Genomic DNA, 26,438 nt, shown 5'->3' with positions numbered 1-26,438 from the left:
CATGTCCGGCTTCGATCCGATCCGCGTATTTCGCAAGCTCGCTTACAACAACGCGTTAGCGAATATCCGATTGCATCGGGCCTGTGCTGCCCTTCAGCCCGGCGAATTCGAGGCCGAGCGGGTGAGTTTCTTTCCGTCGATCAAATCGACGCTTAGTCACATCCTGACCGTCGACTGGTTTTACGTCGATGCGCTGGAAGGCGGCACGCTCGGTCTCAAGGCTTTCGATGTCGAAGAGTCGTTCGACACGCTGGATGCACTGTCGGCTGAGCAAGGCAAAATCGATCGGCGGCTCGTAGCTCTATGTGAACACCTGAACCCCGAGGGGTTGGTGCGGGTGGTCGATCTGCATCGCGACAATCGTATCCAGAGGGAACGTGCGGAGGATGTGCTGAGCCATCTTTTCCAGCACCAGACCCATCATCGCGGTCAAGTGCATGCCATGCTTGCCGGCAGCAGCGTTGCTCCGCCGCAGTTGGACGAATTCATCGTTGCCGACGACGCCAGGTTTCGAGGTGAGGAATTGGCAGCGCTTAACTGGGATGAGACGACGCTGATGCGTTGAAGGTCGTAGGCCGCAGCGGCATTGCCAATCTCGCAATCGTCTCTTCCAGCAATCCCGCGCCACCGCCGCACCAGCCGAGCGCATGGATTTTAGACGTATCCATCATGCTGACGACGCCTTGTGGCGCGGGAGCCGGCGGAGGGTGAGGACAGCCGGTTGCCCGCTGCAAATGCGCAAGGATCTGGTGCGTGTCGGTGAGAATATCCGAGAGGTTGAACGCCTCGCCGTTGATGCGGCTGGTCTCGGTCTCCAGCAGCAGGCGGATGGCGCGGCCGACATCGCGGCCGTGGACCTCGGTTCCGGCGCGAGAGGGAACCGGCTTTCCCGCAAGATAATCCGCAAAAAGATCATCCCACTTGTTCGGACGGAGATCACCGTAGACGCCTGTCGCTCTTAGGCTTGCCGCAGCAAAGCCGGGAGCGGACAGGGAGAAGAGGGCGTGCTCGGCATCACGCTTCACTTCGCCGTAGAGTGTGTTCGGCGTCGGGGTCGTGTCCTCCGTCAGCATCTCGCCAGCCAGCCGGTCACCATAGACGGCGCGCGAGGAGAGAAAGATGCAACGGCGGATGCCGGCGCGTTTCGCCGTTTCGAATAGCTTTATGCTGCCATCCTGGTTGAGCCGGCAAAAGCTTTCGGGATTATCGCCTTCGCCGCCGCGATATTTGCCGGGGACATGCGCAAAGGCCGCGTGCACGAAAAAATATGCATCGTCGAAGACGTTGCTTTGGTCTTCTGAAGGATCGAGGTGAAGTGGCACGAAGGCGACGGGCTGCGAAAAGAAGCCGGGTTCCGGCGCGTTGCGGCCGCCAACGGCAACTCGGTATCCGGCGGCAAGCAGTTCCTCGACGATATAACGACCGACGAGACCTGTTCCGCCCGAGACCAGTACTTTCATGCCGCTGCTTTCGGATTGGCGAATGCGGCTATGTCGGGCACCTCGCGACCGGCATGGAAATGGTGCCACAAATCGATCAGCGGCTTCAGTTGATCAGCCTTCGGATGATTCTGCTCCCAAGGCTTTTCATATTGATAGTGCAGGATCGAAATGCCCTTCCAGTCCCAAAGCGCGGGCATGGTGAACCATACATATTGCAGCATGTTCATGAAGACCGGCAGGCCGTGCCAATCCGGAAAGTATGTCTCGAGAAAGGTCTGGTCGGTGCGCCGCCAGAAAATGCCGGGACGATCGAGCAGTTTCAGCATGTCCTTGAAGGTCGCAAGCGAAGGCTTGGCGACGAAGACGCCGGAATTCATTCGGTGAAAATCTGCCAGGCTTTCATAAACATTGGGTGCGGCGGAAAATTCCGGATAGTCGAAGAGCTTATCGATATTCTTCAGCACCAGCGCATCCGCATCGATGAAGACGCAGGTATCGTAGTCGATGAGCTGCCAGAGTCTGAGCTTGCAGAAATTGTCGAGCGGCGAGTGGAAGGACGGCTTGCGGCCCTTGGTGAAGGGGGCACTGGCGTGGAGATTGCCGCGTGCGTGCCGCTCATTGAATTCATCGGAAAGCGGCAGATGCTCCACGTCCACCAGCCGGCAGCCGAGCCCCTCCAGCGGCGCTAGATCGCGTTCGTCGACGCCTGCCGTGTGCAGTACGACCATATCCGCTCTGGTATGGGTGCAAGAAATCGAATGCATCAACGCCTTTGCGCCCATGGCGTAATCGGCATTGGTGACGAGCGTGACAAAGGCTTGCCGCGCCCGCGGGCTGGAGCGTGGCCGCACTCCTTGCAGCATTTCGCTTCCGAACATCATGAGACCGATTTCAATCGTTTGCCTTCAGGATCGTGGTTGACCGTCGCCGCGAGATCCTTGGTCCAGGCGGAAACGGCCGGGACGCGCGAGCGATCGACGCGATAGGCGTATTTCCTGGCGACATCGACGATTTCGCTCAAAAGACCCGCTTGCAGGGTGATCGGCGCCAGGCCGAGATCGAGGAACTTGTCGTTCTTGACGATCAGGTCGTTTTCGGCGGCTTCCTTGCGCGGGTTGGGCAGATAGACGATTTCCGCACCGCTCAACTTGGCGATCATCTCGGCGAGGTCGCGGACCCGATGCGTCTCCGTCATCTGGTTGAAGATCTCGACGCGGGCATTGCGCGGCGGCGGGTTCTTCAGCGCCAGCTCGATGCAGCGCACGGAATCCTGGATGTGGATGAAGGCGCGGGTCTGGCCGCCGGTGCCGTGCACGGTCAAGGGATAGCCGATCGCCGCCTGGATGAGGAAGCGGTTAAGCACCGTGCCGTAATCGCCGTCATAATCGAAACGGTTGATGATCTGCTCGTGGCGGCGCGTCTGTTCCGTATGCGTGCCCCAGACGATGCCCTGATGCAGATCGGTGATCCTGAGGCCGTCGTTCTTGGCGTAGAACTGGAAGAGAAGCTGATCCAGGCACTTGGTCATATGGTAGATCGAGCCCGGATTGGCCGGATAGAGAATATCCTGGTTGACCGTCCGGCCATCGGCAGTCTCGATGCCTACGGGCAGGTAGCCTTCCGGAATGGCAGCGCCGACCGTGGAATAGCCGTAGACGCCCATGGTGCCGAGATGGACAAGATGGGCGTCGAGATTGAGCTCCACCAGCGCATTCAGGAGATTATGGGTGGCGCTGACGTTGTTGTTGACCGTGTAGTTCTTGTGGCGGTCGCTCTTCATCGAATAGGGCGCGGCGCGCTGCTCGGCGAAGTGCACGATCGCGTCCGGGCGATGCTCGGCGAGCCACTTCTTCAAAAGCTCATAATCCTTGGCGAGATCGATGAGGTTGAAATGGATGCGGCGGCCGGTTTCGGCGTGCCAGATGCGGGTGCGTTCCTGGATCGAATCCATGGGTGTCAGCGATTGCACGCCGAGTTCCGTGTCGATCCAGCGGCGGGAGAGATTGTCGAGAATATGGATCTCATGACCGGCGTCGGAGAGATGCAGCGAGGTTGGCCAACCAATAAAACCGTCGCCGCCCATAACCGCTATTTTCATGAGATCATTTCCTTCTGCGTCGACCGCTATCCGGCACCATTCCGGATAGTCAGTATTTATGACAATCGTTCAAAGCTTGCTTGATGGCAGAACTTCGGCCAAAGAGGGTCCCCAGATTTTTTGGAGATGCGGCGACGATGAACAGCCCCTTTCTGATTGCCGGGGAACTGGAAGCCGGTGGCCACCGGCTGGTGCAGCGAGTCTATTACGAGGATACGGATTTTTCCGGCCTCGTCTATCATGCGCGCTACCTCCACTTCCTCGAACGCGGCCGCACCGACTATTTGCGCTGCCTCGGCGTGGAACAGCGCGAGCTGCTGCATGCCGATGAGGAAGGCCTGGTTTTCGTCGTTCACCGCATGGAGATCGACTTCAGGGGACCGGCACGCATGGACGACCTGCTGGTGATTCGCACGGCGACGGAGAAGGCGGGCGGCGCCAAGATGGTGCTTTCCCAGGAAATCCGCCGCGGCGAGACGTTGCTGATCGCGGCCAAGGTCATTATCGCCGTGATCAACGCCAAGGGAAAACCGCGACGGTTACCGGAAAAGCTGGCCGCACAGATGCTGGTGGCGTCAGAGCCTGCGGTTTAGCGTCACTACGACATAGGCGGTTTGCGGTTGGCAGGCGGCCGTGCGCGGCAATGTCGCGGCCCGAAAAAGGCTCCTTGCTAAAACTTGACTTTTGTGTGAAAGAATTTCCGCGCGCAAGATTTGTTTTGTGCCTGCCGCCGGTTTCGCCGGTCCGTCCCTTCCAGGAGACAGAATAAGGTTCGTCACCGTCCAATCTTTCATGCTCCGACGCTAACATTCTTTTAACCATAATAGTGTCTTACTGCCCTTGTCGGAGTTTGTGCGGAGCACGCCTTCCTTTGACCAAATTTGACGGCAAGAAGGCAGTTGTAAGCTTGGAAGGCTTTGACCAGGGCGTTCAGCGGCGGCTGCCAAACATTTCTTGTGAGATCACTTTTAGCCGCCCGGTCTAGCGCCGGGCGTTTGGATTCGGGGATTTTGGATCAATGGAACAAGTAGCATTGGCAGCGGCCACCACACCGGACATCACTCTCTGGTCGCTTTTCATGCAGGCGGGCTTTGTGGTCAAGCTCGTGATGCTCGGACTGCTCGCGGCATCTGTATGGACCTGGGCGATCGTCATCGACAAATATCTGAGCTACGCTCGGGCACGCCGGCAGTTCGATCATTTCGAACAGGTCTTCTGGTCGGGACAGTCGCTCGAGGAGCTCTATCGCACGCTTTCGGAGCGTACCAATACGGGGCTGAGTGCCATCTTCGTTGCCGCCATGCGCGAATGGAAGAAGTCCTTCGAGCGCGGAGCGCGTTCGCCGATCGGCCTGCAGATGCGTATCGATCGCGCCATGGACGTCACGCTGGCGCGTGAATCGGAACATCTGGTCGCCCGCCTCGGATCGCTTGCGACCATCGGCTCCGCCGGTCCGTTCATCGGCCTGTTCGGCACCGTCGTCGGTATCATGACCTCGTTCCAGGCGATCGCCGGTTCGAAGTCGACCAACCTCGCGGTCGTTGCTCCCGGTATCGCAGAAGCCTTGCTCGCGACCGCGATCGGCCTCGTCGCCGCTATCCCGGCGGTTATCGCCTACAACAAGTTCTCGGCCGATGCCGGCAAGCTGTCGGCGCGCATGGAAGGTTTTGCGGACGAATTCTCCGCCATCCTGTCGCGCCAGATCGATGAGAAGCTGCAGCCGCGCCAGGCAGCGCAATAAGTCGCTGACGGAACCGGAGTAAATCACATGGCAATGTCTGTTGGAGGCAAAGGTGGCGGCGGTGGCCGCCGGGGCGGGCGTCGCGGCGGTAGCCGGGGCGGCCCTATCGCCGATATCAACGTGACGCCGCTGGTCGACGTCATGCTCGTGCTGCTGATCATCTTCATGGTGGCCGCGCCGATGATGACATCAGGTGTTCCGATCGACCTGCCGCAAACGCAGGCCGGCGCCTTGAATGCCCAGACCCAGCCGATCACCATTTCCATCAAGCAGGACGGCCAGGTCTTCCTGCAGGAAACGCAGATCGACGTGGCCGAGATTGCCGCCAAGCTACAGGCGATCGCCACCACCGGCTATAATGAACGTATTTTCGTACGTGGCGACGGGAAAGCGCCTTATGGCGTCATCGCCGACGTCATGTCGCGCATTCAGGAGGCTGGTTACAAGAATATCGGCCTGGTTACGCAGCAGATAACGGATCACTGACGGATCGCCATGAAGCGTAGCATCGCCACATCTGCGGTCATTCACATCTTGGTGCTGATCGGCGCCATGTTGACGCTGAGTGCGCCTGCGCCTCTGGAGACGCCGGAAAGCACGGCGATGGACGTCGATATCGTCCCTGCCGATCAAATGCAGCAGGGCGAGAAGAAAGCGCCGGTTACGGATCACGTCGCACGGAAGCAGACGACGAAGCAAGATCAGGTTGCCAATGCTCAGAACGTCGGCGAGAACAACGTCGATATCAAGAACCCCGTCGTGCCGACCCAACGGCCAGAGAGCGACACAGCGGCATTAGCACCGAAGAAGGTGGATACGCCTGTCCCGCAAAACGATCCGCGACCGAACGACGTCAAGACGATCGAGCAGCAGGATACTGAAGCGGCGCCAAAGGAAGTGGCCGCCATTCCGCAGCAGAAGCCGGACGTGACGCCCACTCCAACGCCAACGCCCCCGCCGCCGAAGACGGAACCGACGCCGCAGAAGGCCGAGCTCACGCCTGCTCCGACCCCAACACCCACGCCAACTCCCACTCCGCAAAAGGCTGATCCGAAGCCGGTAACCGAAAATCCGACCGAGCAGGCTGCACAGCCACCGGCGGACAAAGTTCCCGTTCCCGATGTGAAGCCGCAGCCAGTGCAGCCGCCGAAGACCGCGGAGACGAAGCCCGACCCAAAACCGGAGCCGAAGCCCGTTACGAAGCCGCAACAAGTGGCGGACGCCAAGCCGACGGCGAAGCCCACGGACAAAACGACGACGCAGAGCACGAGCAAGAATACCTCGACCGATGACGGCCAGAAGGACAGTGACAAGAAGCGCGAGACTGCCAAAGGCTCCAACAAGGGGCTGGACGACGGCCTTGCTGATCAGATCGCAAACGTTCTGAACAATACATCGTCAAAGGGCGGTGCGGCGCGTTCCTCCAAACAGGCTTCCGCCGGCGCCGATACCCAGGTCACCTCGCGCGGTGGCATGAAGTCGCTTGGCGGAGGCAAGCTCAGCCAGAGCGAGCAGGACGGCTTGCGCGATCTGATTGCCAAATACTGGAACCTGATGCCTGGCCTCGAAGGTGCAAGCGACGTCCGGATCAAGGTGCATTTCAGGCTCGACAAGTCTGGGCAGATCGTCGGCGAACCGGAGGCGACGACGAGTGGCGGGCCGGCGTCGACGCAATCGGCAATGCAGAGCGCCGCTGTGCGTGCCGTGCAGCGGGCACAGTCGGACTACCTGAAGATCCTGCCGCCCGATAAATATGACACCTGGCAGGAAGTCGTCGTGAACTTCAGTGCAGCGGATCTGGGGATGTGATGACGAACTATTGTCCCCGTTTCGGCCTGAGCTTGCTTGTGGCTCTTGGGATCATGCTGGCAGGTTCGGTGTCAGCTCAGCCTGCGAATGCCGCCGGCGCGCGTCCGCTTGAGCACGCGGCTGCGGATGGCATTCGCGCAAAAGTGGCGGAGAATTGGAATATCACGCCGGGGCTGCCTGGCATGAAGAATGTCCATGTCCAAATTCGCCTCAGGCTCGATCGCACTGGGCAGATCACGGGCGAGCCATACGTCACGACAAGGGGCGGTCCCAAAGAGACGCAGATCGCTGCTGCGGCAAGCGCTGTGCGCGCACTCCTCAGGGCGGCGCCTTTCAAGAATTTGCCGCGGGCTCAATTCGACAATGAAACTAGCGCGGTCGAAGTCATACTGAACTTCGCACCGGGCGACATGGCGCTTTAATGCTGAAAGGCTTGGCACATATGATTAGAAAATCCCTCGTTCGTCTCCTGCTGGTGCTGGCAGGCCTGACGGCAGCCCTCGCCACTCCGGCCTATGCTGTGGTCGAGATCAACATCAACAAGGGCAACGTCCAGCCGATGCCAATCGCCATCACCGACCTTCTGTCGAATGATGGCCTCGGTGCCCAGGTCTCCGGCGTCATCGCTGCCGACCTGCAGCGGTCCGGCCTGTTCGCACCGATCAACAAGCAGGCCTTTATCGAGAAGATCAGCAATCCCGATTCGACACCGCGCTTCCAGGATTGGACCGCAATCAACGCTCAGGCGCTGGTGACCGGCCGGGTGACGCAGGAGGGCGGCCGCCTACGCGCCGAGTTCCGCCTGTGGGACACCTATGGCAACCAGCAGATGGTCGGCCAGCAGTTCTATGCGCAGCCGGACAACTGGCGCCGGGTCGCCCACATCATCGCCGACGCGATCTATGAGAAGATCACGGGCGAGAAGGGCTATTTCGACACCCGCGTCGTGTTCGTCGCCGAAAGCGGCCCGAAGACGGCCCGCAAGACGCAGCTCGGCATCATGGACCAAGACGGCTTCAATGCCCGCATGCTGACTGATGGCAGCGACCTCGTGCTGACGCCGCGCTTCTCGCCGAACCGGCAGGAAGTGACCTACATGTCCTTCGCCAACCAGCAGCCCCGCGTCTATCTGCTGCAACTGCAGACGGGCCAGCGCGAGCTGGTCGGCAATTTTCCCGGCATGACCTTTTCGCCGCGCTTCTCGCCGGATGGCCAGCGGGTGATCATGAGCCTGCAGCAGGAAGGCAATGCCAACATCTATACGATGGATCTGCGTTCGCGCACGACGACCCGCCTGACGTCGACGGCCGCCATCGATACGTCGCCGTCCTATTCGCCTGACGGCACGCAGATCGCCTTCGAAAGCGACCGCGGCGGCAAGCAGCAGATCTATGTGATGAATGCGGATGGTTCTAACCAGCACCGCATTTCCTTCGGCGACGGCGCCTATTCGACGCCGGTCTGGTCGCCGCGCGGCGATCTTATTGCCTTCACCAAGCAGTCCGGCCAGTCGTTCTCCATCGGCGTCATGAAGCCGGACGGTTCGGGCGAGCGTCTGCTGACCACGGGCTTCCATAATGAAGGTCCGACCTGGGCGCCGAATGGCCGCGTCATCATGTTCTTCCGCGAACCGCAGGGTTCCAGCGGACCGCAGCTCTATTCGATCGACCTGACGGGTTACAACGAACAGAAGATCCCGACCCCGGGCTTCGCCTCAGACCCGGCCTGGTCGCCGCTCCTCGAGTAGGGCGGGTCAGGCATGATCGTGATCGACCTTCGGGCCGCGAAAGGCGCGAAGCTGTTTGGGACAAGATCATGCAAAGAACAGCTTGAGCGGGCGGTGGCTCGAAAATTCGCTGATCCGCTCAAGCGTCACTTTGTCGCCGCAAAGTCCTGTGAGTGGACCATTTCGGGACAAGTTTAGGACATCATTAACCATATTTGTTGGCATCGGATTAACCGAACCCGGTTACAGTCTGGCAACCCTGATAGAGACGTAAGGAGAGACCGGCCATGAGCCGCATCGCAAACCCGGCCGTTGGCCACATGCAAAACCTCGCCCGCAACCCGATCATGATCGCACTTTTCGTCGGCCTTTCATTGGCTGGCTGCGCTTCTAAAAAGGGCTTGCCGAACGATGCCAACGGTCTTGGCCTCAATGGCGCCGGCAATGCCGCTCCGGGCTCGCCGCAGGATTTCACGGTCAATGTTGGCGATCGCATCTTCTTCGATACCGACAGCTCGTCGATCCGCGCCGATGCCGCCCAGACGCTCGATCGTCAGGCTCAGTGGCTCGCCCGTTATCCGAACTATGCAATCACCGTCGAAGGCCATGCCGACGAGCGCGGTACGCGCGAATACAACCTCGCTCTCGGCGCCCGCCGTGCTGCCGCTACCAAGGACTATCTCGCTTCGCGCGGTGTTCCGGCTCAGCGCATGAAGACGATCTCCTACGGCAAGGAACGCCCGGTCGCCACCTGCGACGATATTTCCTGCTGGTCGCAGAACCGCCGCGCCGTCACCGTGCTCAACGGCGCTGGTTCCTGATAGGCCGAAATTCAGGTCCAAATGCACAAAGGCGGTCCCCGTGGCCGCCTTTACTTTTTTGACCACACTTTGGCCGAACTCCGTTGCTTTTTGAGATTAATTGTAAAAATCTCCTGTTCGCGCCCTGGGGTGCGAAGAATCAATGGGCAGGATGATCCATATGAGAAAACTTGTCGTGGCGAGCTTGCTTTGTCTCGCCGCCGTCGCTGGCAGCGAGCGTGACGCGTCTGCCTTAAATCTGTTCGGACTTCATTTGGGCGGTCGCAGTGCATCGGAACAGGCCGTTCCGAACAATGCCGCTCCCCAGAGGCAATTCGGGCAGGCACCGGTCATCAACGTTCAAAACAGCGATGCTGAAGTCCGCTTGCAGCAGCTTGAGGACCAGATGCGCCAGTTGAACGGCCGCGTCGAAGAAATGAGCTATCAGTTGCTGCAGATGCAGGAACAGATCCGCAAGACGCAGGAAGACAATGAATTCCGCTTCCAGCAGCTTGAAAAGCGTGGCGGCGGAGGCACTGGCGGCGCAGCCGGCACCAGCAGCGGCGGCTCGATGAAGAAGAGTGAGGCCGATGTCCCGGCGCAGGGCGGCGGCGGTCAGCAGCAGGACGACATTGCCGGCGTCATCAGCGATTCGCAAGGCGGCGACACGCCGAATACCGCGCAACAGGGCGGCGGTTCCGGCAAGCCGCCGAGCCAGCTTGGCTCGATCCAATTCGATCAGAACGGCAAGCAGGTTGGCTCGACGGCAACGCGCGCCAACAACGGTTCGGGCGCGGCACCTGCTGCCGGCTCCGGAACGCAGACGGCCTCGCTCGGCAACGAAGGCGATCAGTACAAATCGGCCTACGGCCACGTCCTGTCCGGCGACTACAGCGTCGCCGAACAGGAGTTCCGCCAATATATCGACAGCTACCCGAACAGCTCCCGCGCAGCCGATGCCAACTTCTGGCTTGGCGAAGCACTTTATTCGCAGGGCAAATACAATGATGCGGCCAAGACTTTCCTGAACGCGCATCAGAAATACAGCACCTCGGAAAAGGCGCCGGAAATGCTGCTGAAGCTTGGCATGTCGCTCGCCGCGCTGGACAACAAGGATACGGCTTGTGCGACGCTGCGCGAAGTGACCAAGCGTTATCCGAAGGCTTCGAAGGCCGTTACCACCAAAGTAGCTAGCGAACAAAAGCGTCTTGCCTGCTGATCGAGATGTCGGGTGAAGCTGTGACTGGTGCTGCCACAGCCCAAATGCCAGACGCCGCAGCGGCCGATTTTATTCATTCCCTTTTCAAGCCCGCCCATATTCTGGTCGCCATTTCCGGCGGCAGCGATTCGACCGGCCTCCTGGCTGCTTTAGCCGAGCAGCTGAAATCTTACCCGAATTCAGACATCGCCCTTTCCGCCGCCACGATCGATCATGGTTTGCGGCCGGAGTCTGCCGATGAAGCGCGCGATGTTGCCGCCCTCTGCGTTTCGCTTGGCGTACCCCATATTATTCGCCGCTGGGAGGGCGAAAAGCCGAAGAGCGGTATCATGGCGGCTGCGCGCGAGGCGCGTTATGGGCTGCTTGCCGATATCGCCGCCGAAATCTCTGCCACCCTTGTCGTTACCGCCCACACGCTTGATGACCAGCGCGAGACCTTGGCCATGCGCGCTGCACGTTCGAACGAGACTGAAAGCGTTGGCGGCACCGGCATCGCCGACGCCATGCTATTCAATCGGCGTCTTTGGATCGTCAGGCCGTTTCTCGCCTGCTGGCGGGCGGATATTCGGACCTATCTCGCCCGGCGGGGCATGTCCTGGCTGGATGATCCCAGCAATGAGGATGTTCGCTATGAGCGCGTGCGCACGCGCAAACGCTTGGCGCAGGATGCCGCGTCACCTTTGGCATCTGACGGCGGGGCGGCTCGTGCGGTACTTTCGACGGAAGCTGCTGCATGGCTGGACAGATATGTGATGGTTTATGCGGGCGTGCTTTGCGCCGTCGGCCGCGATGCGCTGGCGGCTGACGAGGCAGTTCTCTCCTATGCGCTCCCTTATCTTACGGCCGTATTCGGCGGTGAACCCTACGGGCCGGGCCGCGAACGGATGCGTCGCATCCTGGATTTCATCGGCGAGGGAAAGCCGGGGCGGCGCACGGCGGGCGGGGTTGTTTTCGATCTGCGCCGCGACGGGCTTTATCTCATGCGCGAAAACCGTGATATCCGGCCGCTTGAGCTTGCATCAGGAGCGGCTGGCATATGGGATGGCCGCTTTCAGATCATTAATCGCGGCACGACCGCCGTCCGTATCGAAGCAGCGGGCGCGAGAGGTGCTGCGGAATTTCCGGAGGGTTTGCCGAAAGGTGCCGTGCAGCGTGCGCGGGCGGTGCTGCCGCTGGTCATCAGCGGCGACGGCGAAAACGCCGCGTCTGCCGCGATTGTGCCGTATCTTGCGCCTTTCGACCGCTTTTTGACACGATTCGATCTCACATTTGCGGATCGGTTGTCGGCCTGCTTTGGCCGTGAACCCTATGCGCGGCCGCCACTTTGAGGGTTATTGACGGAAAAAACATGTGGCGATGCGGTTTGCCTTGGCAATGGCTTGGCGCAACCCTATGTTAGGGATCAAGTAATGCCGCCGTTCGACGGCGGAAGTTTCAGTGCTGGGGAGTTCGATGAACCCTAATTTTCGTAATTTCGCTCTGTGGGCAATCATAGCTTTATTGCTGATTGCTCTGTTCAGCATGTTCCAGAACGCGCCGGCACAAACAGGCTCCAGGGAAATTCCATATTCGCAGTTCCTCCGGGAAGTTGATTCAGGCCGCGTCCGCGACGTTACCGTTACCGGCAATCGCGTGGTCGGCAGCTATGTCGAAAACGGAACACCCTTCCAGACCTATGCTCCGGTCGTGGACGACAGCCTGCTTGAACGCCTGCAAAGCAAGAACGTCAACATTGTCGGCCGCCCGGAATCGGATGGTTCCTCGAGCTTCCTGAGCTATCTCGGCACGCTACTGCCGATGCTCCTGATCCTTGGCGTCTGGCTGTTCTTCATGCGGCAGATGCAGGGTGGCTCGCGAGGCGCCATGGGCTTCGGCAAGTCCAAGGCCAAGCTTTTGACGGAAGCGCATGGCCGCGTCACCTTCGATGATGTCGCCGGTGTCGACGAAGCCAAGCAGGACTTGGAAGAAATCGTGGAATTCCTGCGCGACCCGCAGAAGTTCCAGCGTCTTGGCGGCCGTATTCCGCGTGGCGTTCTGCTCGTCGGCCCTCCGGGCACGGGTAAGACGCTTCTGGCGCGCGCCATTGCCGGCGAGGCCAATGTGCCGTTCTTCACCATTTCCGGTTCCGACTTCGTCGAAATGTTCGTCGGGGTCGGCGCCAGCCGCGTCCGCGACATGTTCGAACAGGCCAAGAAGAACGCGCCCTGCATCATCTTCATCGACGAAATCGACGCCGTCGGTCGCCATCGCGGCGCCGGTCTCGGCGGCGGTAACGATGAACGCGAGCAGACGCTGAACCAGTTGCTGGTCGAGATGGACGGTTTCGAAGCCAATGAGGGCATCATCCTCATTGCGGCCACCAACCGCCCCGACGTTCTCGACCCGGCGCTGCTGCGCCCGGGCCGTTTCGACCGTCAGGTCGTCGTGCCGAACCCGGACATCGTCGGCCGCGAGCGCATTCTGAAGGTGCACGCCCGCAACGTGCCGCTGGCTCCGAATGTCGATCTGAAGACTCTTGCCCGCGGTACGCCCGGCTTTTCCGGCGCGGACCTGATGAACCTCGTCAACGAAGCCGCCCTGATGGCCGCGCGCCGCAACAAGCGCCTGGTCACCATGCAGGAATTCGAAGACGCCAAGGACAAGATCATGATGGGCGCGGAGCGCCGCTCTTCGGCGATGACCGAGGCGGAAAAGAAGCTCACCGCCTATCACGAAGCCGGTCATGCGATCACGGCGCTCAACGTCGCCATCGCCGATCCGCTGCATAAGGCGACCATCATTCCGCGCGGTCGTGCGCTCGGCATGGTCATGCAGCTTCCCGAGGGCGACCGCTACTCGATGAGCTACAAGTGGATGGTATCGCGCCTCTGCATCATGATGGGCGGCCGCGTTGCTGAAGAACTCACCTTCGGCAAGGAGAACATCACTTCCGGCGCGTCCTCGGACATCGAGCAGGCCACCAAGCTTGCCCGCGCGATGGTTACGCAATGGGGCTTTTCCGATGAGCTCGGCCAGGTTGCCTATGGTGAAAACCAGCAGGAGGTCTTCCTCGGCCACTCCGTCTCGCAGTCGAAGAATGTCTCCGAGGCGACCGCGCAGAAGATCGACAACGAAGTCCGCCGCCTGATCGACCAGGCCTATCAGCAGGCCAGGGATATCCTCACTGAGAAGCACGACGAGTTCGTGGCATTGGCCGAAGGCCTGCTCGAATATGAAACGCTGACCGGCGAAGAGATCAAGGCGCTGATTCGCGGCGAAAAGCCCGCTCGCGATCTCGGCGACGACACCCCCCCGAGCCGCGGCTCGGCGGTGCCGAAGACCGGCGCTAAAAAGGATGGCCAGCTAGGTACCAAGGGCGACGAGCCCGAAGGTGGTTTTGAGCCGCAGCCGCGCTGACCAACGGAGCCGATTGAACATGTAAACGAAGAGGCCAGTTCTCCTTTGATCAGGGAGCTGGCCTTTTTTTGATGGTCGAGGGTAGCGAACGGAATATCTCTATGAGCGAAGCATCCGTGATCCTCAGCTCCACGATCACCTGTCCGATCTGCCGCTTCAAGGCGACCGAAACGATGCCATTAGACGCTTGTCAGCATTTCTATGAATGCAAGGGCTGCGGTGCCATCCTTCGGCCGAAGGTCGGCGATTGTTGTGTGTTCTGCTCATACGGAACCGTTCCTTGTCCGCCGATGCAGGCTCAGGGCAGGGGCGAGCGCGAGTAAGGATGTGAGAATGATCCGCGTTTCCAACTGCAGCCGTACCAACGGCCACTGCATTTACGCCGATAGACTAGGAGGCCGGCTCCGTTTCATGGGGAAACTGGCCTTTTTTAGTGCTTATTAACGGTAACGCGTTGTAATACGCTTTCTTGGTAATTTAAGTGCCGAGTTTTGCAATCTATGGCATGAGCCTCAAGCATCGATGTTCGCGCCGCCCATGGAATTCCGGGGAGGAGAACGGGATGCCGCAGTCCCCCAGAGGGACGCAGCAATCACGGGAGTGCATATGAAACGTCGCTATTTCGGAACGGACGGAATCCGCGGTCAATCCAATATTTATCCGATGACGCCGGATCTCGCCATGCGCGTGGGCATCGCCGCCGGCACGATCTTCCATCGGGGTAGTCATCGACATCGAGTGGTCATCGGCAAGGATACCCGTCTCTCCGGTTATATGCTGGAAAACGCCATGGTGGCGGGCTTTACCGCAGCCGGTGTCGATGCGTTCGTTCTCGGCCCTATCCCGACACCCGCTGTCGCCATGCTGACGCGGTCGCTTCGTGCCGATATCGGCGTCATGATCTCCGCTTCGCACAATCCTTACGAAGACAACGGCATCAAGCTTTTCGGCCCCGACGGCTACAAGCTGTCCGATGATCTCGAAACGAAGATCGAGGATCTGCTGGAAAAGGACATAACGGCCCATCTTGCCAAGTCCGAGAACATCGGCCGCGCCAAGCGCGTCGACGGCGTGCACGACCGCTATATCGAACATGCCAAACGCACGCTGCCGCGCGATGTTACCCTTCAGGGCCTGCGCATCGCCATCGATTGCGCCAATGGCGCCGCCTATAAGGTTGCGCCCGCAGTGCTGTGGGAACTCGGCGCCGACGTCGTGACCATCGGCAACGAGCCGAACGGCACCAACATCAATCTCAATTGCGGTTCCACCAGCCCGGTCGCGCTGCAGAAGAAGGTGGACGAAGTGCGTGCCGATATCGGCATTGCGCTCGATGGCGATGCCGATCGTGTCATCATCGTGGACGAAACCGGCACGATCATCGACGGCGACCAACTAATGGCCGTTATCGCCGAGAGCTGGGCCGAGAGCCAGTTGCTGCGTGGCAACGGCATCGTCGCGACCGTCATGTCCAATCTCGGTCTGGAACGCTTCCTGGAAGACAAGGGAATGGCACTTGCCCGCACCGCGGTCGGCGACCGTTACGTTGTCGAGCATATGCGCCAGCACAATTACAATGTGGGCGGCGAGCAGTCCGGCCATATCGTGCTCTCCGATTACGGCACGACCGGCGACGGCCTCGTGGCGGCACTGCAGATACTGGCTGCGGTCAAGCGCACCGGCAAGCCGGTCAGCGAAGTCTGCCGGCGCTTCGAACCGGTGCCGCAGCTCCTGCGTAATGTCCGCATTTCCGGCGGCAAGCCGTTGGAAGACATACAGGTGCGCCAGGCGATCGCCGATGCCGAAAATGAGCTCGCCCGTAATGGCCGCTTGGTTATCCGCCCCTCCGGCACCGAGCCGCTGATCCGCGTCATGGCGGAGGGCGACGACCGGGGCCAGATCGAGCGCATTGTCGGCGGCCTGATCGATGTGATCTCGAATGTCCGCAATGCTGCCTGAGTAAGCTGTCGGCTATTCAGATATCGGCATGAATCCATGGCCGCCTCACCGAGGCGGTCATTGGCATAGATTGGCTACGGACGAGGCGAAAGACCGGTTGCGAGTGCCGCCGGCATCGTCTCCGGCAAAGCATCACCGAAACATTTCGCCGGGATAGGCACCCCAGAGCATGTTCTGCTTGATATAGCCGCTTGCGGAATGCTTCTGCACGGAGACGCTGCACCAAATGCCGGTGCAGGAGCGCAGCGACAGCAGAACGCCGGGCTGCAGTTCGGCGATAAGTGTGGCGGTCGTTTCCGGGCTTCCGCGCAACATTGCGTTTGTCTTCAGCCATGGCCCGACAACCGCCGTGCGCAGCCCCGAAAGAAGCGCGCTATGCATCCAGCCGGTGGTGCCGGTGTCATCGCGCACCTGCCGCCAATGGCCGTATTCATCAATGATCTCCAGCGGCAGGCCGGGTTTCGTATAGATCCATTTGGTGGGATAGATCGTCGACGGTCCTGCGCGCATACGCGCTTTATGGGCCTTCAGCGACACGTAGCGAGGGATCGGCAGCCCCGTCTCCCGCCCCTTGTTCCAACTCGTAGCGGCAACGGGCAGCGCCCGCATTGGTGCAGCGATGGCTGCGGTCGTCAGAAAGATCAGAGCAAGGCCAAAACCGGCGCATAGATTGTGAAAGTAAGTCAATGACTTCCTCTATATTTTGCGCCCCGGCTTCCCTCATGGTAGCGGCTCGATTATTGCCAATTGGTTTAAAAGTCGGAAATAGCTTATGGGGCCGACTATCCCCTGGCGTAAAAGACCACTAATACCGAGGCTCAATGATGTTGACTCAACGGATTCCGTTTTTGGTCAAATCATGATTCAACATGGCGGAAGGAGATTTCGCCATGGGAACAGCACTGAAGATCCGCGAGGACTATACGGCTGATGAATTGCGTCGGCTGGCGAGGCAGAGCCGGGATGCAGATTGGTCCCGCCGGTTGCTTGCCTTGTCGGTCATTTACGAGGGCGGTTCGCGGAGCCAGGCGGCGTCGATTGGCGGGGTGGGTTTGCAGATCATCCGCGATTGGGTTGAGCGTTTCAATCTGCACGGTCCTGATGGTCTGAAGACAGGCAAGGCGACGGGGCGGGAGCCCTTGCTCGATGACAAGCAGCGCAAGGCGCTTGCCGAGGCGGTCGAGAAAGGTCCTGTTCCCTATCTCGATGGCGTCGTGCGCTGGAGGCTCGTTGATCTGGTGCAATGGCTTTGGCAGGAGCATCGTGTCTTGGTGAGCCGCCAGACGCTGGGGCGCGAGTTGAATGCCATGGGCTATCGCAAACTCACCGCACGTCCCAAGCACCATGCACAAGACCCGCAAGCGATCGAGGAATTTAAAAAAACTTCCCCGCCGCAGTGGCGGAAATCGCTGCCGGAGCCGCTAAAGGAAAACGAATAGAAATCTGGTTCCAGGACGAAGCCCGCATCGGCCAGAAGAACAAGATCACCCGTCGCTGGGCCAAGCGCGGAACACGGCCCTCAGCGCCGCACGACCAGCGCACGAGATCGGCCTATATCTTCGGTGCGATTTGCCCGAAGCTCGGCAAGGCCGCCGCACTCGTCATGCCGTGGTGCGACACCTATGCCATGAACCAGCATCTGATGGAAATCTCCCGCCATGTCGCCGAAGACGCCCACGCTATCCTCATCATGGATCAGGCGGGCTGGCACATGTCCAACAATCTCACCGTGCCCGAAAACGTCACCATCTTGCCGCTGCCGCCAAAGTCGCCCGAACTCAACCCGGTTGAAAACCTCTGGCAGTTCATGCGCGAAAACTGGCTCTCCAACCGCGTCTTCAAATCTTACGAGGACATCGTCGATCACTGCTGCGATGCTTGGCACAAGCTCCAACGCCAGCCTTGGCGCGTCATGTCAATCGGCCACAGAAAATGGGCCGATGAGTTCTAATCATTGAGCGTTGGTATAACAGGACAATCCTCTTCCATGAATTTAATTTCACGAATTGCTAATGTATAAGGCAAAGTATATCTCGTAAGTAAACAGAGTAAATATTCGTAGTTAATTAGGTTTTAACCCTTATCATTCATTATCCTTATCATGTCTTTCGATTGGCAGGCGTTTGTCGTGCCAAGGGCAATAAATTTGGAGCCAAAGCCATGATGATGAGAACTTTGATAGGAGCCGCTGCCGCTCTGCTTTTCGGCACATCCTCTTTTTCGGCTGATCTCTATACGCCGGAGCCGGCAAAGCAGGCGCCGGAAGTGGCCATCAGCCAATCGAGCGGCTGGTATCTGCGCGGCGATGTCGGTTATGCCTTCACCAATCTGCGCGGCGCCAACTATTTCCAAGGCTCGAACTCCAGTCTTGTCGATTTCGATAGGGCCAGTCTCGATGACAATGTGACGCTCGGCGGTGGTGTCGGTTACCAGATCAACAACTACCTGCGTACGGACGTGACGCTGGATTATCTCTTCAAGTCCGATTTCAAAGGCTCGACGCACGGCGATTGCGGAGCTTGCGGCCCGGGTTTCACCGCCGTCCCGGCGACCTCCCGAGATGTGGCGTCGCTGACGGCCTATAGCTTGCTTGCCAACGCCTATGTCGATATCGGCACCTACGGCATCTTCACCCCCTATGTGGGCGGCGGTCTCGGCGGCACCTACGTTAAATGGAGCAACCTGAAGAATACCTCCTGCTCCGACGCCGATTCGAGCTCCTGCGACGGCACCGTTACGCATAAAGGCCGCGGTAGCTGGCGCTTCACCTACGCGCTGATGGCCGGTACGTCGATCGACCTCTCGTGCAATCTCAAGGCCGATGTCGGCTATCGCTTCCGCCATGTGGAAGGCGGCGATATGTTCGGCTATGCGGAAAACGGTGGCCCCGGCTATGACAAGGGCCTGAACCTGCATGAAGCCCGCATCGGCGCCCGCTATACTTTCGGCGGTTGCCAGACTGCCGCCTACATGCCGCCGGCCGATATCCCGATCCAGCAGCCGGTATATAAGTAAGCCTCTTCACATCCAAGCCATTGAAAAGCCGTCCGGTTCGTCCGGGCGGCTTTTTCTTTTTTCTCGCGCCGTTAAGGCAATTCAGCCGCGTTTTAAACCTTCATTAACCATGAATTCCCTATGGTTAATGAAATGACAATGGCTGCGGCTCCGCCCCGGTCTCTCCTCCCGGAGAGCCGGAACGGCGGGGGCGATAGGGGGCAGGCCGGCTTGAAAGCCAAGCGCCGGCCCGAGGTTGGAAGGCGAGGGGTAATGATCCGTTTCGAGGCTTTGGCGCTGGCCGCGATGATGGCGAGCGCGGTTGCAGGCCCTGCCTTTGCGGGTGATCCGCCGCCGGAAATCAAGATGCCCGAAGTCAGCGTCAAGGATGCCCGGGGCTGGTACGTACGTGGCGATTTCGGCTATGCCGTCAATGCCAGCCATGACGACACGACCTTCCGCGCGTATAACGCGACCAGCGGCGACTACAGTTCCGGCCGCTTCGATTCCGATCGCTTCAGCGGCGATTTTTCGGGAGGGCTTGGCGTCGGCTATCAGTTCAATGACCTGTTGCGTGCCGACCTCACCGGTGACTATTTCAGCGGCGATTTCGATGGCCGGATTTCAAGCGCGTCGCCCTGTGCCGGCGGCGCGGCCGGTACGGGTTGCTCCAGCAAAGCGCGCTCTTCTTTCAAGGCCGGCAGCCTGATGGTGAACGGCTATGTCGATCTCGGCACGCTCGCAGGCTTCACGCCCTATGTCGGCGCCGGTCTGGGCGCAACAAGGGTTTCCTGGAATAGTGTCAATACCATCGGCTCCTGCGTCGACGGTGCCTCCGGCTGCGGCGGTGCTGCTTCGGTCAGCACGCGTTATCCCGGCGAAAGCGATTGGCGCATGACCTATGCCTTGATGGCCGGCGTCGCCTATGAAGTGGCGCCGAATGTGAAGGTGGATCTCGGCTATCGCTTCTCGCATGTCGCAGGCGGTGACATGTTCGGCTATTCGGCTGCGGATTCGGCGGCCGGCGCCGGCGGCACGATGGGTCGCGATGGAGCCCTGTCGCGGCACGAGATCCGTATCGGTTTGCGAATCACCACCTGGTAGGATCGCCTGCCTAACTAAGATGCCGTCAGTACGTAGGCGATGCGGCGGAAGAAATCCAAAGTGCGGAAGAGGTGTGCGGGAATGCGCCGCCATGCTGCGGATTTCGCGGCGCGGTAGTCGCGGCGCCAGCCGATCATCGTGGTCCGCTGCAGCGGGCTGAAGCCGACGATGTTGGCGCGCGTCGTGTAGATGGATGTGCGCATATCCCAGCCGCGTTCGACGGCGACATCCCAGGGCAGGGACATGACCGCGAGTGCCTTGACGATCTTTTCCGCACCGCTGCGTGTGACGAGGTAGCACGCGGTCGAGCCTTGCGGGCCGAACAGGCAGCGGCCGATCATATCTCCCGTGCGGCTGCGGGTCGCGGCCTGGAAGCCGCCCCAACGATGGTTGACGAGCTTGATGACATCGGCGTTGGGGGCCGCTTCCTTTGCCGCCGTGGCGCGAGCGAGAAAATCGCCGTCCAGCGCTATGTCGTCTTCGATGATGACGGCGGATTCGCTGCCATCGGCAAGAAATTGGCGCAGCGCCATCAGATGACTGCGGTAGCAGCCATATTCGCCGGGCAGGATCACCCTGCCGTGCCGACGACGGAAACGCTCGTGATCGACGTCGATCCATTGATCCCGCGGCAAAAGAGCGCCGTCGATACCCTCGACGCGCTCGATCTTGATGCCGAATTGATCGCTCTGCCGCTTGATTTCCGCCAATCTCTCCGTCGCTCGATCAATATTGATCAGGTAAACGGGCAGGGGCTGCGCCGGCGTGCGGTGGCTTTCGGACAGTGCGGCTTGATACATCAAAGACATTTGTTCTTCATCTGTCGGCGCAGATCCATTCAACGCCCCATAACATATGGTGGGGTGTCCTCAAAGAAGCCAGCTTTTATGTGGCTAACCTGGCGTGATTACGCTGTGCGAAGCTTATCCACGGGCATCATGCTGCACGAATTCGTGAAGCTTTGTCGAGCCGCTTATTTTACCTATTGCGCTGGCGGGCCGCTTCCAATATATCCGGCGGCGGGACACTCCTCCCCAACGAGGAGCTTTCTATCTGAGAGGATAGCATCATGACTAAGCTCGCCAAGCCGGACATCCGTCCGAACAATACCCATTTCTCTTCTGGCCCCTGCTCGAAGCGCCCCGGTTGGACGCTCGATGTTCTTTCCGACGCGGCTCTTGGCCGTTCGCACCGCGCGAAGGTCGGCAAGGCCAAGCTGAAGCAGGCTATCGATCTTACCCGTGACATTCTGGAAGTGCCCGCGGATTACCGCATCGGCATCGTTCCGGCTTCCGACACTGGCGCCGTCGAAATGGCGCTGTGGTCGCTGCTCGGAGAGCGCGGCGTCGATATGCTCGCCTGGGAAAGCTTCGGCGCGGGCTGGGTTACCGACGTCGTCAAGCAGCTCAAGCTCAAGGACGTTCGCAAGCTTGAAGCCGCCTATGGCGAGCTGCCCGACCTTTCCGCCGTCGATTTCGACCGCGATGTGGTCTTCACCTGGAACGGCACCACCTCCGGCGTCCGTGTTCCGAACGCCGATTTCATCCCGGCTAACCGTAAGGGCCTGACGATCTGCGACGCCACTTCGGCCGCTTTCGCTCAAAATCTCGATTTTGCCAAGCTCGATGTCGTCACCTTCTCCTGGCAGAAGGTGCTAGGCGGCGAGGGCGCGCACGGCGTCATCATCCTTTCGCCACGTGCTGTCGAGCGCCTGACCACTTACCAGCCGGCCTGGCCGCTGCCGAAGATCTTCCGCATGACCAGCGGTGGCAAGCTGATCGAAGGCATCTTCACCGGCGAGACGATCAATACGCCGTCGATGCTCTGCGTTGAGGATTATATCGACGCTCTTCTCTGGGCCAAGAATCTCGGCGGCCTGAAGGCGCTGATCGGCCGCGCCGATGCCAACGCCAAAGTCATCCATGACTTCGTTGCCGCCAATGACTGGATTGCCAATCTCGCCGTCAAGGCGGAGACGGAATCCAACACTTCCGTCTGCCTGAAGATCGTCGACAAGGATGTCGTCGCTCTCGATGCCGATGGCCAGGCGAATTTCGCCAAGGGTCTGGTCGCGCTGCTTGAGAAGGAAGGCGTTGCCTATGACGTCGGCCATTACCGCGACGCGCCGTCGGGCCTGCGTATCTGGGCCGGCGCGACGATCGAAGCCGCCGACATGCAGAAGCTGATGCCCTGGCTCTCCTGGGCCTTTGAAACGCAGAAGGCGACGCTCTCCCAGGCTGCTGCCTGAGATCATAGCGTCCAAAGGCTCCGCCAAGAGGGCGGAGCCCGGCATTCGAAATTTCTCGTTATTTCACGCAATTCCCAACGGAAAACCGCTTCGCATTTTCTTGGAATTGCTTGTCATCGTTGACCCATTTCCCAGGAGGCCTCCATGGCACCTCGCGTTCTCGTATCCGACGAACTGTCGGAAACCGCCGTCCAGATCTTTCGCGATCGCGGCGTCGAAGTCGATTTCCAGCCGCAGCTCGGCAAGGACAAGGAAAAGCTGCTCGAAATCATCGGCAATTATGACGGCCTCGCTATCCGTTCCGCCACCAAGGTAACGGAAAAAATCATCGAAGCGGCGAAGAATCTCAAGGTCGTCGGCCGCGCCGGTATCGGCGTCGACAATGTCGATATCCCTGCCGCTTCGCGCCGCGGTATCATCGTCATGAACACGCCCTTCGGTAATTCGATCACGACCGCCGAACACGCCATTGCGCTGATGTTCGCCGTTGCTCGCCAGCTTCCGTCTGCCGATGCCTCCACCCAGGCCGGCAAGTGGGAAAAATCGAAATTCATGGGTGTCGAAATCACCGGCAAGACGCTCGGCGTCATCGGCGCCGGCAATATCGGCTCGATCGTCATTGCCCGCGCCATCGGTCTGAAGATGCACGTCGTTGCCTATGATCCGTTCCTGTCCAAGGAGCGTGCCGAGGAAATGGGCGTCGTCAAGGTCGAACTCGACGAACTCTTCGCCCGCGCCGATTTCATCACGCTGCATGTGCCGCTGACCGACAAGACGCGCAACATCATCGACGCCGACGCGCTCGCCAAGACGAAGCCCGGCGTGCGCATCATCAACTGCGCCCGCGGCGGTTTGGTGGATGAGGCAGCGCTTGCCGCCGCTATCAAGTCCGGTCATGTCGCCGGCGCGGCCTTCGACGTCTTCGAAGTCGAGCCCGCCAAGGAAAGCCCGCTGTTCGGTCTGCCGAATGTCGTCTGCACGCCGCACCTCGGCGCATCGACCACGGAAGCGCAGGAGAATGTCGCGCTGCAGGTGGCTGAGCAGATGTCGGACTACCTCGTCAAGGGCGCCGTTTCCAACGCCATCAACATGCCCTCGATTACCGCCGAGGAAGCGCCGATCCTGAAGCCGTTCATCAAGCTCGCCGATGTTCTCGGCGCCTTTGTCGGCCAGGTGACGGAAGATCCGATCAAGGAAATCGAGATCCTATACGATGGCGTGACCGCCGGCATGAATACGAAGGCTTTGACGAGCGCGCTGCTTGCCGGCCTCATCCGCAATCAGGTTGCCGACGTCAACATGGTTTCGGCGCCGATCATGATCAAGGAAAAGGGCATCGTTCTGGCCGAAGTCAAGCGCGACAAGACCGGCGTCTATGACGGCTACATCAAGCTGACGGTCACCACCGACAGCATGACGCGCTCGGTCGCAGGCACCGTCTTCTCCGACGGCAAGCCGCGCTTTATTCAGATCAAGGGCATCAACCTCGACGCCGATGTCGGCAACCACATGATCTATATTGCCAATACCGACGTTCCCGGCATGATCGGCTTTATCGGCACGACGCTCGGTGCGGCCAATGTCAACATCGCCAACTTCCAGCTCGGCCGCGACAAGCAGGGCGGCGATGCCATCGCTCTGCTTTATGTCGACGGCGCGATCAGCGATGAGGTCCTGGGCAAGCTGACCGCCCATCAGGCGATCCGCCAGGCAAAGCCGCTGGTGTTCAACATCGACTAAGTCAGGCTCCTCCCAAGAGCGACATGAAGGCCCGGCGTAACGCGAGTTGCACCGGGCCTTTTTCGTGATTGCGAAGGGATTGTGGATAAGTTCGGGCAAGAGGCTATCGGCTCCCGTGGAACGGGCCTATCTCTTTGTCATGGGGGCCGCACAACAGAATAGGTTCGACAACGTTAGGGGTAGGGCGGCGACGGCTTGGCTTGCAAAGCCGGCTGCGGTAGCGATCGTGCTGTTTGCGCGTGCCATCACCGCCGTAAGGGCGATCTGGCCGGAAAGCGGGGTGCCCGCCGGCCGCTGCATCTACTTCGCCAATCACTCCAGCCATGGCGATTTTATCCTCATCTGGGCGGTGCTGCCGCCGCGGCTTCGGCGGCGGACCCGGCCGGTCGCCGGCGCCGATTATTGGTTGAAATCGAAGCTCAATAGCTTCATCGGCCGCGATGTTTTCAACGCCGTGCTCATCGAACGGGACCGTGAGGCCCGGACGGAAGACCCGATCGAGCAGATGGCGGCCGCCATCGACGCCGGCTCCTCGCTGATCCTGTTTCCAGAGGGCACGCGGAACCTGACGGCCGCGCCCCTGCAGCCCTTCAAGAGCGGGCTGTTTCATCTGGCAAAGACGCGCCCCGATCTCGACCTCGTGCCCGTCTGGATCAACAATCTCAACCGTGTCATGCCTAAGGGCGAATTCGTGCCCATTCCGCTGATCTGCACGGTGACTTTCGGCGAGGCGCTGCATATCGGTGCAGACGAAGAAAAAGCGGATTTTCTGGCGCGGGCGCAATCGGCACTACTGGCTCTTTCACCCAGGCAAGCGGGGAATGGCGAATGAGTGCGGCGAGCGCCGATCTGATCCACCTTGTCCTCGGCATCTTCGGCGTGCTGATCCTCGCAACCGTCATCGGCTACGTGCTGCAGCGCCGCCTGTCGCCGGATGGCTCCAACGCAGCGATCGAAAACCTCAATGCCCGCATCAAGGCCTGGTGGGCGATGGTGATCCTGATCGGCATCGCCTTTCTAGCTGGCCGCGTCGGCGTCATCCTGCTCTTTGCCTTCTGCTCCTTTGCGGCGCTGCGCGAATTCATCACGCTGACCAACACCAGGCGCGCCGATCATTGGGCACTGGCCGCCGCCTTTTTCGTGGCGCTGCCCGTGCAATATTACCTGCTCTGGGCCGAGCAATACGGGATCTTTTCCATCTTCATTCCGGTCTATGCCTTTCTGTTCATGCCGATCATCGCGGTCTTGCGCGGCGATACAGAGCGCTTCCTGATCCGCATCGCCGAGGTGCAATGGGCGCTGATGATCTGCGTCTTCTGCGCCTCGCATGTGCCGGCATTGTTGACCCTGCAAATACCCGGCTATGAGGCGCGCAACGTCCTCTTGATCGCCTTCCTGGTCATCGTCGTGCAGCTCAGCGATGTTCTGCAATATGTCTGGGGCAAGCTCTTCGGGCGCCATAAGATTGCGCCGAAACTATCGCCGTCTAAGACTGTCGAGGGCCTTGTCGGAGGCGTCGCCAGCGCGACGCTAGTCGGAGCGGCTCTCTGGTGGATTACCCCATTCACGCCTCTGCAAGCGGGTCTGCTTGCCTTCGTGATCACGTTGATGGGCTTTTTCGGCGGGCTGGTAATGTCGGCGATCAAGAGGGACCGCGGCGTCAAGGACTGGGGACATCTGATCGAAGGTCATGGCGGATTGATCGACCGGCTGGATTCCGTCGTCTTCTCCGCGCCGATCTTTTTCCATCTCGTGCGCTACTGGTGGTCGCTGTCATGACGGCGCGGGTGAGGGCGCTTGCCGGCAGCAGCATCGTGCACGTGCTTTTCGCCTTTCTCGCCATGGGCGGCTGGGCCGTCTTTGCCAACCGCCTGCATCCGATGCCGCAGCGGGTGATCGCCGGCGTGGTTCAAGGCGTTCTGTCCGCCTGCCTGACGCTGTTTCTGAAATCGGTGGTGGAAGCCTTGTCCAAACGGTTCAGCGGCTTCACCGTGCTCTGGGCGCCGCCACTGATCGCTTGCCTCGGTTCCACCGGCATGTTGGTGACGATCCATGCGCTCAGCGGTACGCCGGAAATATTGAAGACCATCGCGGTGCCGCTGCTGGTCTCGACCAGTTATGCGGCAATCTACAATTATGCGATATCCGGCGGGAGGCGCTAG

General features: G+C 60.1%; 26 protein-coding genes. 21 read left to right on the top strand and 5 right to left on the bottom strand.

The features are described 5' to 3' along the window. The first annotated feature begins 1 nt into the window (after position 1). Positions 2 to 565 carry a DinB family protein gene (locus QA646_RS12410; RefSeq protein ID WP_283055756.1) on the top strand — a complete coding sequence of 188 codons (564 nt, stop codon included), beginning with the start codon at positions 2 to 4 and terminating at the stop codon, positions 563 to 565. Here QA646_RS12410 and QA646_RS12405 read toward each other — a convergent pair. From QA646_RS12405 to QA646_RS12395, 3 genes are read right to left on the bottom strand one after another with little or no spacing between them, the layout of a single operon-like run. Then, positions 534 to 1,460, bottom strand: coding sequence for an NAD(P)-dependent oxidoreductase (locus QA646_RS12405; protein WP_283055755.1), 927 nt, complete (start codon positions 1,458 to 1,460; stop codon positions 534 to 536). The two genes, QA646_RS12410 and QA646_RS12405, sit on opposite strands and share 32 nt — an antisense overlap. Beyond that, positions 1,457 to 2,305, bottom strand: a complete 849-nt coding sequence (locus tag QA646_RS12400; protein WP_283055754.1) for a glycosyltransferase — start codon at positions 2,303 to 2,305, stop codon at positions 1,457 to 1,459. The genes QA646_RS12405 and QA646_RS12400 overlap by 4 nt, the downstream gene beginning before the upstream one ends. A gap of 14 nt (positions 2,306 to 2,319) precedes the next feature. Then, complete coding sequence (locus tag QA646_RS12395) at positions 2,320 to 3,540, bottom strand: NAD-dependent epimerase/dehydratase family protein (protein ID WP_283055753.1); 1,221 nt, start codon at positions 3,538 to 3,540, stop codon at positions 2,320 to 2,322. Between the two features lie 137 nt (positions 3,541 to 3,677). Between QA646_RS12395 and ybgC the strand changes: the two genes are divergently transcribed. The 12 genes from ybgC (at position 3,678) to glmM (ending at position 16,190) form a co-directional block, all read left to right on the top strand. Further along, the gene (gene ybgC, locus QA646_RS12390) at positions 3,678 to 4,133 is read left to right on the top strand and encodes a tol-pal system-associated acyl-CoA thioesterase (protein ID WP_283055752.1); all 456 of its coding nucleotides are present in this window, start codon (positions 3,678 to 3,680) and stop codon (positions 4,131 to 4,133) included. A gap of 425 nt (positions 4,134 to 4,558) precedes the next feature. Continuing rightward, positions 4,559 to 5,281 (top strand): protein TolQ, encoded by a 723-nt coding sequence (gene tolQ / locus QA646_RS12385; RefSeq protein WP_283055751.1) that lies wholly within the window; start codon positions 4,559 to 4,561, stop codon positions 5,279 to 5,281. Between the two features lie 27 nt (positions 5,282 to 5,308). Beyond that, a complete protein-coding gene (tolR, locus tag QA646_RS12380) occupies positions 5,309 to 5,767 on the top strand; it encodes a protein TolR (protein ID WP_283055750.1) in 459 nt (152 codons plus the stop codon). A 9-nt stretch (positions 5,768 to 5,776) separates the two neighbouring features. Further along, a complete protein-coding gene (locus QA646_RS12375; RefSeq protein ID WP_283055749.1) occupies positions 5,777 to 7,090 on the top strand; it encodes a hypothetical protein in 1,314 nt (437 codons plus the stop codon). Further along, positions 7,090 to 7,512 (top strand): hypothetical protein, encoded by a 423-nt coding sequence (locus tag QA646_RS12370; RefSeq protein WP_283055748.1) that lies wholly within the window; start codon positions 7,090 to 7,092, stop codon positions 7,510 to 7,512. Before QA646_RS12375 ends, QA646_RS12370 begins: the two co-directional genes overlap by 1 nt. Before the next feature lie 20 nt (positions 7,513 to 7,532). Further along, complete coding sequence (gene tolB / locus QA646_RS12365; protein ID WP_283055747.1) at positions 7,533 to 8,837, top strand: Tol-Pal system beta propeller repeat protein TolB; 1,305 nt, start codon at positions 7,533 to 7,535, stop codon at positions 8,835 to 8,837. A 266-nt stretch (positions 8,838 to 9,103) separates the two neighbouring features. Then, positions 9,104 to 9,637, top strand: a complete 534-nt coding sequence (gene pal / locus QA646_RS12360; RefSeq protein WP_283055746.1) for a peptidoglycan-associated lipoprotein Pal — start codon at positions 9,104 to 9,106, stop codon at positions 9,635 to 9,637. Between the two features lie 160 nt (positions 9,638 to 9,797). Beyond that, on the top strand, positions 9,798 to 10,835 hold the full coding sequence (ybgF, locus tag QA646_RS12355) for a tol-pal system protein YbgF (protein WP_283055745.1): 1,038 nt from the start codon (positions 9,798 to 9,800) through the stop codon (positions 10,833 to 10,835). A 5-nt stretch (positions 10,836 to 10,840) separates the two neighbouring features. Next, complete coding sequence (gene tilS / locus QA646_RS12350; protein WP_283055744.1) at positions 10,841 to 12,163, top strand: tRNA lysidine(34) synthetase TilS; 1,323 nt, start codon at positions 10,841 to 10,843, stop codon at positions 12,161 to 12,163. Between the two features lie 124 nt (positions 12,164 to 12,287). After that, positions 12,288 to 14,231, top strand: a complete 1,944-nt coding sequence (ftsH, locus tag QA646_RS12345; RefSeq protein WP_283055743.1) for an ATP-dependent zinc metalloprotease FtsH — start codon at positions 12,288 to 12,290, stop codon at positions 14,229 to 14,231. Between the two features lie 101 nt (positions 14,232 to 14,332). After that, a complete protein-coding gene (locus tag QA646_RS12340) occupies positions 14,333 to 14,554 on the top strand; it encodes a GDCCVxC domain-containing (seleno)protein (protein ID WP_283055742.1) in 222 nt (73 codons plus the stop codon). 283 nt (positions 14,555 to 14,837) lie between these two features. Beyond that, positions 14,838 to 16,190 carry a phosphoglucosamine mutase gene (glmM, locus tag QA646_RS12335; RefSeq protein WP_283055741.1) on the top strand — a complete coding sequence of 451 codons (1,353 nt, stop codon included), beginning with the start codon at positions 14,838 to 14,840 and terminating at the stop codon, positions 16,188 to 16,190. A 132-nt stretch (positions 16,191 to 16,322) separates the two neighbouring features. Here the strand turns inward: glmM and QA646_RS12330 are convergent, their stop codons facing one another. Beyond that, entirely contained in the window at positions 16,323 to 16,877 is a 555-nt protein-coding gene (locus QA646_RS12330) for an SH3 domain-containing protein (protein ID WP_283055740.1), read from the bottom strand. Between the two features lie 203 nt (positions 16,878 to 17,080). On the opposite strand from QA646_RS12330, the gene QA646_RS12325 reads away from it, so the two are divergent. The 3 genes from QA646_RS12325 to QA646_RS12315 all read left to right on the top strand — a co-directional run bounded on the left by QA646_RS12325 (position 17,081) and on the right by QA646_RS12315 (position 20,288). Then, a protein-coding gene (locus QA646_RS12325; RefSeq protein ID WP_283055739.1) for an IS630 family transposase occupies positions 17,081 to 18,141 on the top strand; the annotation gives its coding sequence in 2 pieces (ribosomal slippage) (positions 17,081 to 17,573 and positions 17,573 to 18,141; 1,062 coding nt in all). A 212-nt stretch (positions 18,142 to 18,353) separates the two neighbouring features. Then, positions 18,354 to 19,205 carry an outer membrane protein gene (locus tag QA646_RS12320; protein ID WP_283058858.1) on the top strand — a complete coding sequence of 284 codons (852 nt, stop codon included), beginning with the start codon at positions 18,354 to 18,356 and terminating at the stop codon, positions 19,203 to 19,205. A gap of 252 nt (positions 19,206 to 19,457) precedes the next feature. After that, positions 19,458 to 20,288 (top strand): outer membrane protein, encoded by an 831-nt coding sequence (locus tag QA646_RS12315; RefSeq protein WP_283055738.1) that lies wholly within the window; start codon positions 19,458 to 19,460, stop codon positions 20,286 to 20,288. A gap of 14 nt (positions 20,289 to 20,302) precedes the next feature. Here QA646_RS12315 and QA646_RS12310 read toward each other — a convergent pair whose 3' ends face one another. Continuing rightward, the gene (locus QA646_RS12310; protein ID WP_283055737.1) at positions 20,303 to 21,097 is read right to left on the bottom strand and encodes a glycosyltransferase family 25 protein; all 795 of its coding nucleotides are present in this window, start codon (positions 21,095 to 21,097) and stop codon (positions 20,303 to 20,305) included. A gap of 260 nt (positions 21,098 to 21,357) precedes the next feature. Here QA646_RS12310 and QA646_RS12305 point away from each other — a divergent pair, with 260 nt between their 5' ends. The 5 genes from QA646_RS12305 (at position 21,358) to QA646_RS12285 (ending at position 26,438) form a co-directional block, all read left to right on the top strand. Continuing rightward, positions 21,358 to 22,536: a phosphoserine transaminase gene (locus QA646_RS12305; RefSeq protein WP_283055736.1), complete on the top strand. Its 1,179-nt coding sequence runs from the start codon at positions 21,358 to 21,360 to the stop codon at positions 22,534 to 22,536. 144 nt (positions 22,537 to 22,680) lie between these two features. Next, the gene (gene serA, locus QA646_RS12300; protein ID WP_283055735.1) at positions 22,681 to 24,276 is read left to right on the top strand and encodes a phosphoglycerate dehydrogenase; all 1,596 of its coding nucleotides are present in this window, start codon (positions 22,681 to 22,683) and stop codon (positions 24,274 to 24,276) included. A 139-nt stretch (positions 24,277 to 24,415) separates the two neighbouring features. Next, entirely contained in the window at positions 24,416 to 25,108 is a 693-nt protein-coding gene (locus QA646_RS12295; RefSeq protein WP_283058857.1) for a lysophospholipid acyltransferase family protein, read from the top strand. Further along, complete coding sequence (locus tag QA646_RS12290) at positions 25,105 to 26,055, top strand: phosphatidate cytidylyltransferase (RefSeq protein ID WP_283055734.1); 951 nt, start codon at positions 25,105 to 25,107, stop codon at positions 26,053 to 26,055. The genes QA646_RS12295 and QA646_RS12290 overlap by 4 nt, the downstream gene beginning before the upstream one ends. After that, complete coding sequence (locus QA646_RS12285; RefSeq protein WP_283055733.1) at positions 26,052 to 26,438, top strand: hypothetical protein; 387 nt, start codon at positions 26,052 to 26,054, stop codon at positions 26,436 to 26,438. Before QA646_RS12290 ends, QA646_RS12285 begins: the two co-directional genes overlap by 4 nt.

The sequence above is a fragment of the Rhizobium sp. CB3090 genome, from assembly GCF_029714285.1.
GTDB lineage: Bacteria > Pseudomonadota > Alphaproteobacteria > Rhizobiales > Rhizobiaceae > Rhizobium.
This window is presented reverse-complemented; position numbering and strand designations above follow the sequence as displayed.